The organism is Thermococcus sp. LS2 (assembly GCF_012027375.1).
In the GTDB taxonomy this organism is placed as follows: Archaea; Methanobacteriota_B; Thermococci; order Thermococcales; family Thermococcaceae; genus Thermococcus_B.
This window is the reverse complement of record NZ_SNUI01000009.1, coordinates 14,959-27,354: the sequence shown is the minus strand read 5'-3', so window position 1 is coordinate 27,354 and position 12,396 is coordinate 14,959. Positions and strand designations below refer to the sequence as shown.

General features: G+C 41.0%; 15 protein-coding genes. 2 read left to right on the top strand and 13 right to left on the bottom strand.

Annotated elements, in window-relative coordinates; all coding sequences use genetic code 11:
- Positions 1 to 17: 17 nt before the first annotated feature.
- The 11 genes from E3E24_RS10535 to E3E24_RS10490 form a co-directional block, all read right to left on the bottom strand.
- Entirely contained in the window at positions 18 to 434 is a 417-nt protein-coding gene (locus E3E24_RS10535; RefSeq protein WP_167886886.1) for an MFS transporter, read from the bottom strand.
- Positions 435 to 449: 15 nt separating this feature from the next.
- Positions 450 to 1,130 (bottom strand): MFS transporter, encoded by a 681-nt coding sequence (locus E3E24_RS10530; protein WP_240912208.1) that lies wholly within the window; start codon positions 1,128 to 1,130, stop codon positions 450 to 452.
- Between the two features lie 91 nt (positions 1,131 to 1,221).
- Positions 1,222 to 1,512, bottom strand: coding sequence for a hypothetical protein (locus E3E24_RS10525; protein WP_167886884.1), 291 nt, complete (start codon positions 1,510 to 1,512; stop codon positions 1,222 to 1,224).
- Positions 1,509 to 2,330 carry a cysteine synthase family protein gene (locus tag E3E24_RS10520; RefSeq protein WP_167886883.1) on the bottom strand — a complete coding sequence of 274 codons (822 nt, stop codon included), beginning with the start codon at positions 2,328 to 2,330 and terminating at the stop codon, positions 1,509 to 1,511. Before E3E24_RS10520 ends, E3E24_RS10525 begins: the two co-directional genes overlap by 4 nt.
- Positions 2,331 to 2,495: 165 nt before the next feature.
- Positions 2,496 to 3,089, bottom strand: coding sequence for a 7-cyano-7-deazaguanine synthase (locus E3E24_RS10515; RefSeq protein ID WP_167886882.1), 594 nt, complete (start codon positions 3,087 to 3,089; stop codon positions 2,496 to 2,498).
- Positions 3,090 to 3,244: 155 nt separating this feature from the next.
- Positions 3,245 to 3,430 carry a hypothetical protein gene (locus E3E24_RS12910; RefSeq protein ID WP_240912205.1) on the bottom strand — a complete coding sequence of 62 codons (186 nt, stop codon included), beginning with the start codon at positions 3,428 to 3,430 and terminating at the stop codon, positions 3,245 to 3,247.
- Positions 3,431 to 3,465: 35 nt separating this feature from the next.
- Positions 3,466 to 3,768, bottom strand: coding sequence for a hypothetical protein (locus E3E24_RS12905; protein WP_240912204.1), 303 nt, complete (start codon positions 3,766 to 3,768; stop codon positions 3,466 to 3,468).
- Between the two features lie 10 nt (positions 3,769 to 3,778).
- A complete protein-coding gene (locus E3E24_RS10505; protein WP_167886881.1) occupies positions 3,779 to 5,527 on the bottom strand; it encodes an OPT family oligopeptide transporter in 1,749 nt (582 codons plus the stop codon).
- Between the two features lie 424 nt (positions 5,528 to 5,951).
- Positions 5,952 to 7,103, bottom strand: a complete 1,152-nt coding sequence (gene thiI, locus E3E24_RS10500) for a tRNA uracil 4-sulfurtransferase ThiI (RefSeq protein WP_167886880.1) — start codon at positions 7,101 to 7,103, stop codon at positions 5,952 to 5,954.
- A 4-nt stretch (positions 7,104 to 7,107) separates the two neighbouring features.
- Complete coding sequence (locus E3E24_RS10495; RefSeq protein ID WP_167886949.1) at positions 7,108 to 7,428, bottom strand: hypothetical protein; 321 nt, start codon at positions 7,426 to 7,428, stop codon at positions 7,108 to 7,110.
- A gap of 44 nt (positions 7,429 to 7,472) precedes the next feature.
- Positions 7,473 to 8,078 carry a nitroreductase family protein gene (locus tag E3E24_RS10490; RefSeq protein WP_167886879.1) on the bottom strand — a complete coding sequence of 202 codons (606 nt, stop codon included), beginning with the start codon at positions 8,076 to 8,078 and terminating at the stop codon, positions 7,473 to 7,475.
- A 295-nt stretch (positions 8,079 to 8,373) separates the two neighbouring features.
- Between E3E24_RS10490 and E3E24_RS10485 the strand changes: the two genes are divergently transcribed.
- Together E3E24_RS10485 and pfkC are read left to right on the top strand one after the other, a co-directional pair.
- Positions 8,374 to 9,087 carry an aspartate/glutamate racemase family protein gene (locus E3E24_RS10485; RefSeq protein ID WP_167886878.1) on the top strand — a complete coding sequence of 238 codons (714 nt, stop codon included), beginning with the start codon at positions 8,374 to 8,376 and terminating at the stop codon, positions 9,085 to 9,087.
- Between the two features lie 111 nt (positions 9,088 to 9,198).
- On the top strand, positions 9,199 to 10,581 hold the full coding sequence (gene pfkC / locus E3E24_RS10480; protein ID WP_167886877.1) for an ADP-specific phosphofructokinase: 1,383 nt from the start codon (positions 9,199 to 9,201) through the stop codon (positions 10,579 to 10,581).
- Positions 10,582 to 10,613: 32 nt separating this feature from the next.
- Here the strand turns inward: pfkC and xerA are convergent, their stop codons facing one another.
- Complete coding sequence (gene xerA / locus E3E24_RS10475) at positions 10,614 to 11,444, bottom strand: site-specific tyrosine recombinase/integron integrase (protein WP_167886876.1); 831 nt, start codon at positions 11,442 to 11,444, stop codon at positions 10,614 to 10,616.
- A 25-nt stretch (positions 11,445 to 11,469) separates the two neighbouring features.
- Positions 11,470 to 12,327 carry a toprim domain-containing protein gene (locus E3E24_RS10470; RefSeq protein ID WP_167886875.1) on the bottom strand — a complete coding sequence of 286 codons (858 nt, stop codon included), beginning with the start codon at positions 12,325 to 12,327 and terminating at the stop codon, positions 11,470 to 11,472.
- Positions 12,328 to 12,396: the final 69 nt, after the last annotated feature.

The following is a 12,396-nucleotide window of genomic DNA, read 5'->3' as shown; positions in this document are numbered from 1 at the left end:
AGGCTTAAACGATAGCTTTATACTAGCTTTTCTGCTTTTATCGATTTAAACTTTAAGATGAAAGCTCCCAAAGCTGAGGCTCCAAAAACACCCACAAACGCAAAGCCGAGCTTAAATCCAAAGAATCCAACTATTATTGGTCCCAAAGCTTGGCCAACATCTTTTATGCTCTCTAAAAAGCCCAAAGCTGTGCCTTTGAGCTTTGAGATTTCTGTTGCTAGAGGCTTTGTTGAGGCTTCACTTATTGAAGCACCGAGAGAGAACAGCACAGCTCCAAGGATTACCAAAGGTAAGGACTTTGAAAATGCAAAGATGAACATTGCTAGGCTTACCAACCCCATACCAAAGATTATTGGCTTTATTCTTCCAATTTTGTCGCTTAAATAGCCGGCGTATGGCTTTACAATTGCCATTATTGAGATTTCTACCGTCAAGATTAGTCCAGAAAGCTAAGCTTTGTTTTCTAAAAAGTAGAAAAGCGGTAGGAATGTTTCAATGCTCTGGTACGCCATGTAAACTGAAGCATCCAAAATACCCAATAGGAGCAAGTCAGAACTGAAGGAAAACTCAAATTTTTCCAGTTCTTTTCCCGTCTCTGGAAATGTGAAGGTTAAAGCAAAGACAATTGAACCGAAGAAAGAACATAGGAGGAAAACTATCCAAAAGTCCCTCAAGTAAATCAGAGTTCCAGCTAAGAGAGGTGCTAAAGCCCTCCCAACTAAAGTTGAAGAACTCAAGAGCCCCATGAAGGTTCCTTTTCTCTCTGGAAATAGGTCGCTTATTAAAGCTAAAGAAACTGGGACAAATATAGCAGTTGCTATTCCATAATATGCTCTAACTAAAGCCAAAACTAGTGCATCCTTTGCGAGAAAGTAAAGGAGAGGAGCAGAGAAGAACACAAAGCCACTAATCTTTAACAACTTTTTCCTTCCGTAGATGTCGCTCAAGAATCCAGATGTAAAGTTAACAAAAATTCCAGTTATTGTTGATGCCGAAGCTATTAATCCAATTTCTCCCCTTGTTAGTCCCAAACTTTTAGCATAGAGCGGTAAAGTTGGGGATTTACTCATAGTTGAGCCAAGTATTGCGAAGAACGAGGCGATTAGTGTGAGATAGAGCTTTTTTCTCATAGCTATCACTAAAACTTGGATTGAAAAGTTAAAAGCTTTGCTTTAAGTAAGATTTTTCATTCATAGAGGGAAAAATATCCTGTATGAGGGATTATTCTTTCTTTCCAAACAAACCCACTAAATCATGTATAATCAAAAAGTCTATCAATCCACTAACTACAGCACTCAAAACTCCACTCATTAACATCAAAATCGAGAAAAACAAATCCAAGCCCTTATAGGCTAGAGTTATTTTAACAGCCATCTTCTCCCCTCTAAGAATGGCCCAACCTAAAACAACATTTAGCACTCCAAACAGAAGGTAGACCAGCGCTCTCTCGCTTGCATAGTAGTAGAATAAAAAGAAAGCTTGAAGGAAGAGCAGATACACAGCTAACTTCATTTTTCCTCACTGAAGTATCTCTCAAATGCTTCCACATATTTAAATCCATCGTCCGGGAATATTAAAACTGCCGTTCCTCCATATCTGTCTCTGACTTTCTCTAGAGCCTTCACGACAGCACCAGCACTTAAGCCAATCAGCAGTCCATCGCCCCTTGCAACCTTTATGGAACCCCCAATTGCTTCTTTTTGAGTTATTTCCACAACTTCGTCTATCTTCACTTTTGGAACCCATTTTGGCTTTGTTTCTAATCTTTTTATCCCTGGAATCTTCTCGCCTTTTGCTGGAACTACCCCAACTATTTTTGTATCGTAGCGCTCTTTGAAATACTTTGCTAATCCAGCTATGTGTCCAGAAGTTCCTATTCCCGCTACTATGACATCTGGCTTTTTCCCTATGCTTCTCAGCTGCTCATCTATTTCTCTCGCTGTGTATTTGTAGTGTGCCTCAAAGTTGTCCTCGTTTTCAAACTGGTTGAGATTTACAGCATTGTTTTTCTCTGCCTCCCTCTTCACGAATTCGACCATAGTGGGATCAATTGTCTCAAAGTCAGTTCTAATTACTTCTGCACCGAGAACCTTCAAAAGCGTCTCTGTCGTCTTTGGCGTTGGCTTTGGAATGTATGCCCTAAACTTGACTCCAAGAATGTTTGACATAGAAGCCATTGCAATTCCAACGTTCCCAGAAGTGGCTTCAAAAAGCTTGTTCTTTCCGTTTATTTCTTTTCTTTGCTTGGCCTTCATGAGCATGTTGAAAACAGCTCTGTCTTTAATGCTTCTGCTGAAGGGGTTAAAGAACTCTAGTTTGGCAAAATACATCCCCCCTCTCATCTGAAAGCGAAAGCCTAACTAGGGGGGTTGGCTTAAACTTCTCATAAAGCTCAAGTGTATTTGAAAACACATTCATCTTTTATCACCGAGTATTAGTATGAGTAACCATTTATAAGTGTTTCTTTCGAGGCAACAATATACAAAAATGTGTAATTAACAGGGGGTTCCAAAAACAGCCTCGTGAACTTTCTTGAATTCCCCCAACGAGCCTCTAATTATTGGATGCTTCGGCACAAAAGGACAGCCTTCCTCGGGCTCAATGCTTATGTCAAATGTCCCGATTTCCTTGGCGATTTTTACAACTTCTTCTTTATCAAATCCAATCAGAGGTCTTAAGATTGGCAAATCAGTTGCCAATGAAATTATGACCAGATTATCAAGGGTCTGTGATGCCACTTGTCCTAAAGAATCCCCAGTTATAATCGCCCATGCTCCATTTTCTTTTGCTATCTCTGTGGCTTTCTTGTACATGGTGAATTTGCAAAAGACACAAATCCATTTATGTTTTTTCAGCTCAATAAGCTTTTCAAAAACAGGGGCTTGATATTCGTAGACATCAACGACGACTAACTCTTTCAGCCTTTCGGGATAGAGCTCCTTAAGTCGTTTCCAAATTTTCTGAACTTTCCTATACTTGCCTTCATCTTGCTTGAAGTGGATTGGAATTACCTCTAGACCCTTTTTTAGCATCAGATAAATAGCTACGGGTGAATCTATTCCTGAGCTGAGCAAAGCAACAGCCTTCATTTTAAGCCCCCGGGAAGTATCCAGTTTCTGAATATTTATGTTTTGCTATCAAGACTGTAAAAACATAGTTTTGCACAAAATTGAACCCTTGTCGAGGCGTAATAAGATCAATATAGGTTTTTTCGAAAAATATTGGACAAGCAAAAAGAAAAAACTCAGACTGCTGAATTCTTTAAGACCTCTAGTGTTTCTTTTAGGCTTTTGTAGCCAAGTTCCAAGTAAGCATCGCCCTCTTCCTTGTAGCCGTCAGCGTATGCACTCCAAGCCCTGTTGAGGTTCCTCTCGGCCTTGCTGAAAGTTGTCATTATCTCACCATAGGCCTTAATGCTCTCGACCCTCAAAGGCTGAGCTTTCTCCTCAAAGGTATATAACTCCTCTATGATCTTTGATAAGCTCTCCCTAATAGCTTGGTACTTAGTGAGGATCTTGAGGCCATTAGTGATTCAATGTCATTTATAGCTTGCTTCACTATTCTCTCGAGTTCTTTTCTTCCACCGCTTCCGCTTTGCTTGGCTTTTTGTAGGGCTTCCTTTTCTCCCTGCCTCCTTAGGACTATTCCAACGCCCATGATTGCTAATGAGGTTATTACTCCTCCCCAAATTGGGGGAATCCTAGCGGCACTCACCGCGCCGCCTATTAAGCCAGCTGTGAGCAATACATTTCCAATGAGCTTCTTCATTTTCATCACCTCATGGATGAAGCACTCCTGCAACTGTAAGCACTGCAAAGAGCAATGTCATAGCTGCTTCGCCAACCATCAGTCCTGCAGCAAATGGTAGCACTTTCTCCGTGATGAACTCGTGACCCCTTCTCTTCTTTGCAAACTCGTGAACCACACAGCCAATTCCGTATGGGATGATGTAGAGGATTGGCAAGTACATTGAGAGACCGACCAAAACGCCAAGCCCTGGAACACCGCTCATTGAGAGAGCAAATCCTAAGAGTCCTCCTGCGAGGAACTTATCTACTGGGACGTTTCCTCCCAATATAGCTTCTATCATTGATTTAAGGGCCATAGCTTGAGGCGCTGGAACCATGTCGTTTCCAATTCCATAAGCTTTCCAAATGAGCCCAACTACAGTCAGAGCAATTATTGGGCCTATCCAAGCGGTTAGCAACTCCATCTTTTGCTGTCTTGAGGGGATTCCTCCTACCAAGTGGCCTGTCTTTAAGTCCTGCATCATATCAGCTGCTCCTGAGATGGCGACACCAACGGTTGCACCTAAGAGAATTGTCAATGGAATGTTCTTGTTCGTTAGATAGAGGAGTATAATTACTGAAACTAAGGAGAGTCCCGAAACAGGGCTCCAGTCCGTCATTCCCGTGGACATTGCTACCAATAGAGATGCGATGAATATCCAGGCAACTCCGACTAAAGCGGTGAGCAAGCTCCTTCCAACGCCGAGGTTTCCGAGCTTGTAGGTCGTTATGAAGAGCAGGATGAAGGCCAAACCAGCACCTATGTAGAGGTAGCTAATTGGTAGCTCATCGTTTCCGTTCTTATCGTTCGTCTTGCTTGCCTGTGCTAGGCTTTTTATTGCCACCGCAATTACGGGAAGTGAGAGTATTAATCCAGCTATTGAACCACCGAGGAGCATTCCAATACCCAATGGCCTAGTCATGTTACCGTAGACGAATGAGCTTATGGCTGCACCTTGAACGTCACTTGGAATCCAGCCTAGAGCCTTGACGAGAGGAGTTATGATGTAGTATGACAGAACTCCCCCAGCCAAGACTATCAAACCGTTCCTTCCCGTAATTAATCCCATACCAAATACCATCAAGGACAAAGCGATAGTCAAGTTTATCCAGGATGGGAGGTGGAGTGCTGATCCCAAATCAACTACTTCTGGAAGCACGTGGGGCAAACCTAAAATTGGGAACTGCTGTATTAAGTAAACTACTGCGCTCAAGACCATACCGAAGAGCAAAAGTCTTGTCTTCTCTATACCGCTTCCGGGAGTTTTAAGTACAGTAGCAACAGCCGTTCCTGTTGGGAACCTTAACCTGTCGATTTCAATCATCTGCTTTCTGAGTGGGATTATGAAAGTTATTCCCAAGATAGCTCCCGCTGCCGTTGCTAGGAAGAAGTAGAGCGTATTTATCTCTGTGTGGAGTCCCATTATGTAGAGTGCTGGAATTGTGAATATGACTCCCGAAACGGAGATGTTCACAGCTGAAGCTATCGTTTGAACGATGTTGTTCTCAACGATGGTTCCCTTCTTTAGAAGTCCTCTCAAAATTCCCCAACCCACTATGGCGGCAATTGCAGAACCTCCGGAGGTAAAGCCCATGATCATTCCCGCATATGTAAAGCTGGCTGCCATAAATGCTCCCCAAATAACACCTAAGATTATAGCCTCGGGAGTTACTTCACGATAGGTCTCTCTTTTTTCGGATGCAACAGCATTCTTGGATACTCTCTTGTAATTTTCCATCCCAATACCTCCTGTCCAATTGTGTACATTGAGTTTTGCTTATTGACCTCATACCCAAAAACGTGTCATTTTCGGTTTTTCCCACATATAAAGTTTTTTAGAACCCAAATTGCCAAAAATAGATGTTTTAATCCGATAGAAATCTAAAAATCCCTTTATGTCGATTTTTTATTTTTGAGGGATATAGAAGTACTTGGACTTATCTTCACACACCATTGAAAGTCTAAAATGAACACTACAGCACGTTACGATTTTATTAATGTAAAGGATACCATTTGTTTATTGATAATGAAAAAGGAAACCCAATGGGAACATGAAAGAAGATGGGAATAAAAGTCCACTCCTCAACAACGTGGATATGCACTTTTTATGTAATGAATACCCCCCATTTACCATATCAATTGCTTAAGGGATAGTGCTCTTTTTACTTCTCACATCCCCTCTGTTTAGGCTCTTCTCCAAAGATTTCCCTGTAGAGCTTTTTGAATTCCTCCCAAGAGCCTTTAATCACTGGGTGCTTTGGAATGAATGGAACTTCATCCTCTGGAAGCGTTGATAGCTCAAAAGTGCCTATTTCTTTTGCTATTCCTACTATTTCCTCCTTGTCCAGTCCTATGAGCGGTCTGTAAATAGGCAAATCGCTCGCTTGGCTAACTATATACATATTTTCCAGCGTTTGAGATGCAACCTGTCCGAGGGAGTCTCCCATAACGATGCCTTTAGCTCCGAATTCTCTCGCTATCTTATCGGCATTTTTGACCATCATGAACTTGCAGAAGACACAAGTATAGTTCTCCTTTTTGAGCTCCTTGAGCTTCTCTATGATTTTCTCCCTTTCTTTGGGCTTAATCACAATGAGATCAGCTTTTCCACCGTAGTGGTATTTTTTAAGCTGATTCCATATTTTCCTGACTTTTTCGAGGGTTTTTTCTCCCATGTATATGTGAACTGGAATAACTTCACAGCCCCTTTTCATCATGAGAAATGCTGCCACGGGAGAATCTATCCCACCGCTGAGCAGGGCGACAACTTTTCCCTGGGTTCCTATGGGAAGACCTCCCCAAGCCTTAATTTTGTCCACAAAGATGTACGCTTTTCCTTCCATTAGCTCAACGCCGACCTCAATGTCGTAGTTTTTCAAATCCACCTCAGCTTCGTCATTTTCCAAGATATATTCACCAACTTTACCTTGGATTTCTGGACTTTTCAGAGGAAACTCTTTTGTAATTCGTCTTGCTGTAACCCTAAACTTTGGTTTTTCCAAATTAAGCTCTCTCTTCTTTTTGCGGAAGAGCTTTAAAGCGGTTTTATTGATTTTCTCCAGCTCAGCATCAACTTCCATCGCTGGGGAAAGGGAAACTATTCCAAATACTCGCTTTAGGACGTCTATACTCTCCTTCGCTCTATTTGTTTTAACTATTATCCTCCCATGCTTTGCAAAGACGTTCTTGTAATCAATTCTCTCACTGACTAAAGCTTCCCTAATGTTGTTGATCAATATGCTCTCGAACCATTTTCTCGTTTGCCTTGATTTTGTCCCAATCTCACCGTATCTCACTATCACGCAGTTGAACATCTCCTCACCCCATAGGTAGCTTTATCATAATCTCCACATATTTCTGTATGACAACGTAAAGGGCTAAGGCTATGACATACGAGGACATTATTATGAGCTCGTTCATCTCAAATATATGAGCCGCTAACTCTTTTGTCCTTGGGGAGTAATCAACAACTGCTTTCATGTATCTTGCCTTCAGCCAATGATTAATTTCGATTCCTGCAACTAGCAGTATTACACCTAACAATCCCCACATTTTGCCTAGAGCGAGCATTAGAAATAATGTAGAGGCAAATATTACCCACCCACCGATAAGGCCCAGCAGTATTACAAATTCAATCATCTTTTCACCGTTGAGGTTTAGAAAAATCATAATAAAAAGGTTCTTCAGAGTATTTTCAAAACGTCTTCAGCGCTTTTCCTCCTTCTTTTCGGCTTTGGTTCTTCTCTTGGATATCCCACTGTTATTAGACCTACAAGGAAGTACTCATCTCCTAAGTCAGCCATTCTCTTGAGCTCTTTTTCTATGTGCTCGAAGCATGTGACCCCTATGTAGCACGTTCCCAATCCAAGCTCAACGGCCTTAAGCATTAAATTTTCAATTGCCATTGCCGCACTTTCCAATGCAAAGTAAAACTCTAATTCGTTATATTTCTCGCCTTGCAGTGCTCTAACATTCTTGTTGATGAACACTCCTAGATAGAGTGGTGCTCTGTACATGCCCTCCTCAAATCTTTTGAGCAGCTTCTTCATCTTCTCTTCTGGCAGTCCTCTCCCCGTAAAGTATTCAATGTGCCCCTGCTTTATCAGTTCATAGACTTTTTCTCTGATGTCTTTGCTCTTATATGCTACAAAGAACCAGTTCTCCAGTCCGCTTGCAGTTGGAGCTCTTATAGCAGCTTTAATTAGCTCCTTTAAAGTTTCGTCATTAACTTCTCGCTCCTCATAAAACCTCACTGAGGTTCTCTTAGCTATTGCTTCGCTCAACTCCATGAAAATCACCATCTTAACGCTATGTTTTTTGACTAATTAACCTTTTTGTGAACCAAAGGTTGACTTCTTGTCAAGAATCGTTAGTATAATGAGGCCAATGCCCATCAGAGAAAGGACGATATCTCTCCTAAAAATACCATAGAGGGTTAATATGAGGCTATAGGCAAGCCATATCCAGAATCGTCTTTCCATTTTCTCATCAGAATCTATGGTCCAGAATTCATTTTTAACTTTGTCTGATGATTAAGCCAAAGGTTTAAGTAATGCCTTGAGAACTCTTTTTTAGGTGGAATTCATGTATGGATGGAGAGGTAGGATTGGACTAATAGTTCCATCATCAAACACTACAATGGAGATGGAGCTTCACTCTGCTCTGCCTGAAGGTGTTTCCCTTCACACAGCAAGGATGCCATTGAAAGGTATTACCGAAGAGGAGCTTTTAAAAATGAGTTCTCTCGCAATTGAGAGTGCCAAGCTTTTAAAAGACGCTGATGTTGATTTAATCCTTTATGGATGCACAAGCGGCTCCTTTATTGGTGGAGCCAACTTTGAGGCTGAACTTGAGGAGAAAATTGAGAGAGAGGTCAATGTTCCAGTTGTAACAACAAGCACAGCTGTTGTTGAGGCTCTGAAAATTCTAGATGCCCAGCAGATAATAGTAATCACCCCTTATACTGACGAAATAAATCAGAGGGAGAAGGAATTTCTTGAGGCAAATGAATTTGAAGTTCTTGATATTAGGGGTCTTGGAATCATTGATAATCTACAAGTAGGGAAACTTGAACCTTACGAAGCTTATCGTATGGCTAAGGCAATGTTCATGGACGAGGCAGATGCAATTTTCATAAGCTGTACCAATTTAAGGACTTTTGAGATAATTGAAGCTCTTGAAAAGGACGTGGGTGTTCCAGTTGTTACTAGCAACCAAGCATCGCTGTGGCTTGCTTTAAGGGAATTGGACGTCAGAGAAAAGATACCTTGGCTTGGAAAACTCTTTGTAGAATACTGAGATTTCCTCTTTTTTCTTCCAGCTCGGTTTGGCGTTTATACAACAACTGCAACGAAAATATTTTAAACCTTCTTCTTGACTTTGAATTAGTACTCACTGAGGGTGATACTAATGATTGACATTCTTCAAGATGCTCAAAAGCTCAGCTTATATCTGGCATACAACATCAACGTTGATGCAATAGTTTATCTCAAGAGTGAGCATATTGAAAAGCTGATTAGCGAGCTTGGAGCAGAGAACATAAGGAGGAGAATGGAAGAGTATCCAAGAGAGATTAACGAGCCTATTGATTTCGCTGCCCGTCTTATTCATGCATTAAAAACCGGAAAGCCTATGGCTGTTCCTCTTGTAAACGAAGAGATGCACGTGTGGTTTGATGAGAGGTTTAAGTATGATGTTGAGAGAATGGGTGGACAAGTCGGAATCATTGCAAACCTTCTTGCCAATCTTGACTTTAAAAAAATTATTGCATATTCTCCCGTTCTAGCTAAGAGACAAGCTCAGATGTTTGTTAACAAGCCGAATCTTCTTTATCCTGTTGTTGAGAATGGAAAGCTGGTTTTAAAGAAGCCAATTGAGGCATATCGTGAAAATGATCCAATAAAGGTGAACAGAATATTTGAGTTTAGAAAAGGTATGAGGTTTAAGCTTGGAAATGAAGTTATTGAAGTTCCTCATTCTGGCCGTTTTATCGTTGCTTCACGTTTTGAGAGCATTAGAATTGAGACAAAGGAAGATTTAAAGCCGTTTTTGCCAGAAATTGGCGAGCTTGTAGATGGAGCTATTCTGTCTGGATATCAAGGTATTAAAAAGCGCTATTCTGATGGAAAAGATGCCAATTATTATCTAAGAAAAGCGAAAGAGGATATAATGCTTCTCAAGAGAAAGAAAGACATCAAGGTTCATGTGGAGTTTGCATCGATTCAGGACAGAGAGCTGAGAAAGAAGGTCATCTACAACATCTTTCCTTTAGCAGATAGCGTTGGAATGGATGAATCGGAGATTGCTCACATTCTTAATTCTCTTGGCTATCCAAAGCTTGCAGATAGGATTTTTAACTACAACAGAATTGAGGACACTGTTTTGGGTGGAAAAATAATCCTCGATGAGCTAAATCTTGAGATTCTTCAAATCCACACGATTTACTATCTTATGTACATCACCCACAAGGACAACCCGCTCAGCGAAGATGAGCTCAGGCAGAGCTTGGAGATTGCAACTATACTTGCAGCAGCAAGGGCTTCTCTTGGAGACATAAAGAGTCCAGAGAACTTTAAAGTCGGCTTAAAGGTTCCATACAACGAATACGGTGAGTTTGTGAAGCTTAGGTTTGAGGAAGCAAAGAGAAAACTGAGAACAAGAGAATATAAGGTTGTTATCATCCCCACAAGATTAGTTAAAAACCCAGTATCAACAGTGGGACTTGGAGATACCATTTCAGCAGGAGCATTCACAAGTTATCTCGCTTTACTGAGAAGAAAGGGAGTTTATTGATTTAGTACTATAGGATTACCTAGATGATACTATTATTCTATCAAACTCTCAATCAGCTTTGCTTTTTCTTGCGCTCTCCTCAAATGTTCAACAGTGACTTTAGTATAAATTTGAGTCGTTGAGAGATTAGAGTGCCCTAAGATTTCTTGAATGACTCTTATGTCAATCCCGTTTTCAAGCATATGTGTTGCGAAGCTGTGTCTGAGCATATGCGGTGTAACTTTAATTCCAGCTTTTTTTCCGTATTTGTCAAGGAGATACCATACGGTCTTTGGTGAGAGCTTGTCTTTTTTATTTCTCCTTTCTTCAACGAGCAGATACTCACTGTTATCCTTCCTCATTCTTAAATAGTTCTCAATTTCCTTGAGAAGAGCCCCCGGGATTGGTACAATTCTGTCTTTTGCCCCTTTTCCTCCTCTAACGATGATTAGAGACCGGTTAAAGTCAACATCATTAATTTTCAGATTGCAGAGCTCACTAACTCTAAGTCCCGAGCCGTAGAGCAATAGCACTATAAGCCTGTCCCTTTTTCTCGTTGGTGGAATTACACTCAAAAGCTTCTTTACTTCCTCTTTTGTCAGACTTTTTGGCAAGCTTTTAGGGACTTTTGGAGACTTGAGTCTTTCTGCCTCTCCATCAAGCCCTTCAAATCTAAAATAAGCTTTTAATGCTTGAACAACTAGATTTAGACTTTTATTAGAATATCCGCTTTTCTTAAGCTTTGCTAAGAAACGAAGAGCAGAGCGGGCATTTAAATCATTTCCCTCTTCTAAAAACTTTCTCACGTAATATGAGTACATTCTAACCGTATTTTGGCTTTTGCCCTCCAATTCGAGATACATTTCAAATTCTTCAATGTCCATAGAGCATCACAAAAAATATAGAGGATTAAAGCTCCTCTATTCTTTCCTCGAAGACCTCAGCTTCTTCAAGTTTTTCTGCTTCCTCCACTTTTTCGGCTTCCTTTTTCTCTTGCTCTTCTGGCTTCGCAATTGTCATGCTGAGGTATACTATCTTCAAAAGTTCTTCAACGAGCTTTTCTTCTTCTGCGTAAATGTATCCTTGTCCAACGATTACTCTGCCCTGCAATCCAAGCTTTTCAACGGCTTTTCCTATGATTTCTTCACTTGGAACTTCTTCTCCTGGAAAGATTTGCTTCCATGCATCCTCAATTTTCACCAAATTACTCCTCTTGTCGAGGAGTATCTTTAGATTCTCGTTTTCATCCCTTAATCTCTGGTATTCTTGCCTGAGCTCCTCATATTTCTGCTCAAGCTCTTGCAGCTGGCTTTCGAGATTTCTCTTCTCTTGCTCAAGCACGTCATATTTTCCTCTTAGGTCAAGGAGTTGATTTCTAAGAGCCATGTATTCTGGGAGCAACTGGAGACTCTTCAATCCTGCTCTCACGAGAGTATTTTTGAGCTCTTTCCTCACAAGCTCGACATCTATGTGCTCTAAGTCGTGCCCTAGTGGGATTTTCATCCTCTCAACATGTCCAACCAATTCACTAAGCTCTCTGAAAAGTCTCTCCGCAAGTTCTCTTCCTACCCTATCGGCATCAGTTGCTATTATTAACAAATCTGCCCCAGCTGCTGCGCTTTTTGCAATTTCTAAATTCGTCGTTGGGATTATTGAGGAAATTGTTATGTTGTATTCACTTCCTAAAGCAAGACCTTGCAGAGCTTTACTAACAACCTCAACGTCGCTCGCACCTTCAACTAAAATCCTAACATCTACAATCGTCATTCCAGACACCTCTTTAAGCTTGGGGTGTTACCCCCTAAGGATTGTTAAACTCTATGGGCTTTAAAAACT

What these genes read in the sequence shown, in the direction of transcription:
- E3E24_RS10470 (WP_167886875.1), bottom strand. Translation starts at nt 12,327, where the DNA reads ATGACGATTGTAGATGTTAGGATTTTAGTTGAAGGTGCGAGCGACGTT.
- E3E24_RS10515 (WP_167886882.1), bottom strand. Translation starts at nt 3,089, where the DNA reads ATGAAGGCTGTTGCTTTGCTCAGCTCAGGAATAGATTCACCCGTAGCT.
- E3E24_RS10520 (WP_167886883.1), bottom strand. Translation starts at nt 2,330, where the DNA reads ATGTATTTTGCCAAACTAGAGTTCTTTAACCCCTTCAGCAGAAGCATT.
- E3E24_RS10525 (WP_167886884.1), bottom strand. Translation starts at nt 1,512, where the DNA reads ATGAAGTTAGCTGTGTATCTGCTCTTCCTTCAAGCTTTCTTTTTATTC.
- E3E24_RS10495 (WP_167886949.1), bottom strand. Translation starts at nt 7,428, where the DNA reads ATGATTGAATTTGTAATACTGCTGGGCCTTATCGGTGGGTGGGTAATA.
- pfkC (WP_167886877.1), top strand. Translation starts at nt 9,199, where the DNA reads ATGATTGACATTCTTCAAGATGCTCAAAAGCTCAGCTTATATCTGGCA.
- E3E24_RS10505 (WP_167886881.1), bottom strand. Translation starts at nt 5,527, where the DNA reads ATGGAAAATTACAAGAGAGTATCCAAGAATGCTGTTGCATCCGAAAAA.
- E3E24_RS10530 (WP_240912208.1), bottom strand. Translation starts at nt 1,130, where the DNA reads ATGAGAAAAAAGCTCTATCTCACACTAATCGCCTCGTTCTTCGCAATA.
- xerA (WP_167886876.1), bottom strand. Translation starts at nt 11,444, where the DNA reads ATGGACATTGAAGAATTTGAAATGTATCTCGAATTGGAGGGCAAAAGC.
- E3E24_RS12905 (WP_240912204.1), bottom strand. Translation starts at nt 3,768, where the DNA reads ATGAAGAAGCTCATTGGAAATGTATTGCTCACAGCTGGCTTAATAGGC.
- E3E24_RS10485 (WP_167886878.1), top strand. Translation starts at nt 8,374, where the DNA reads ATGTATGGATGGAGAGGTAGGATTGGACTAATAGTTCCATCATCAAAC.
- thiI (WP_167886880.1), bottom strand. Translation starts at nt 7,103, where the DNA reads ATGTTCAACTGCGTGATAGTGAGATACGGTGAGATTGGGACAAAATCA.
- E3E24_RS10490 (WP_167886879.1), bottom strand. Translation starts at nt 8,078, where the DNA reads ATGGAGTTGAGCGAAGCAATAGCTAAGAGAACCTCAGTGAGGTTTTAT.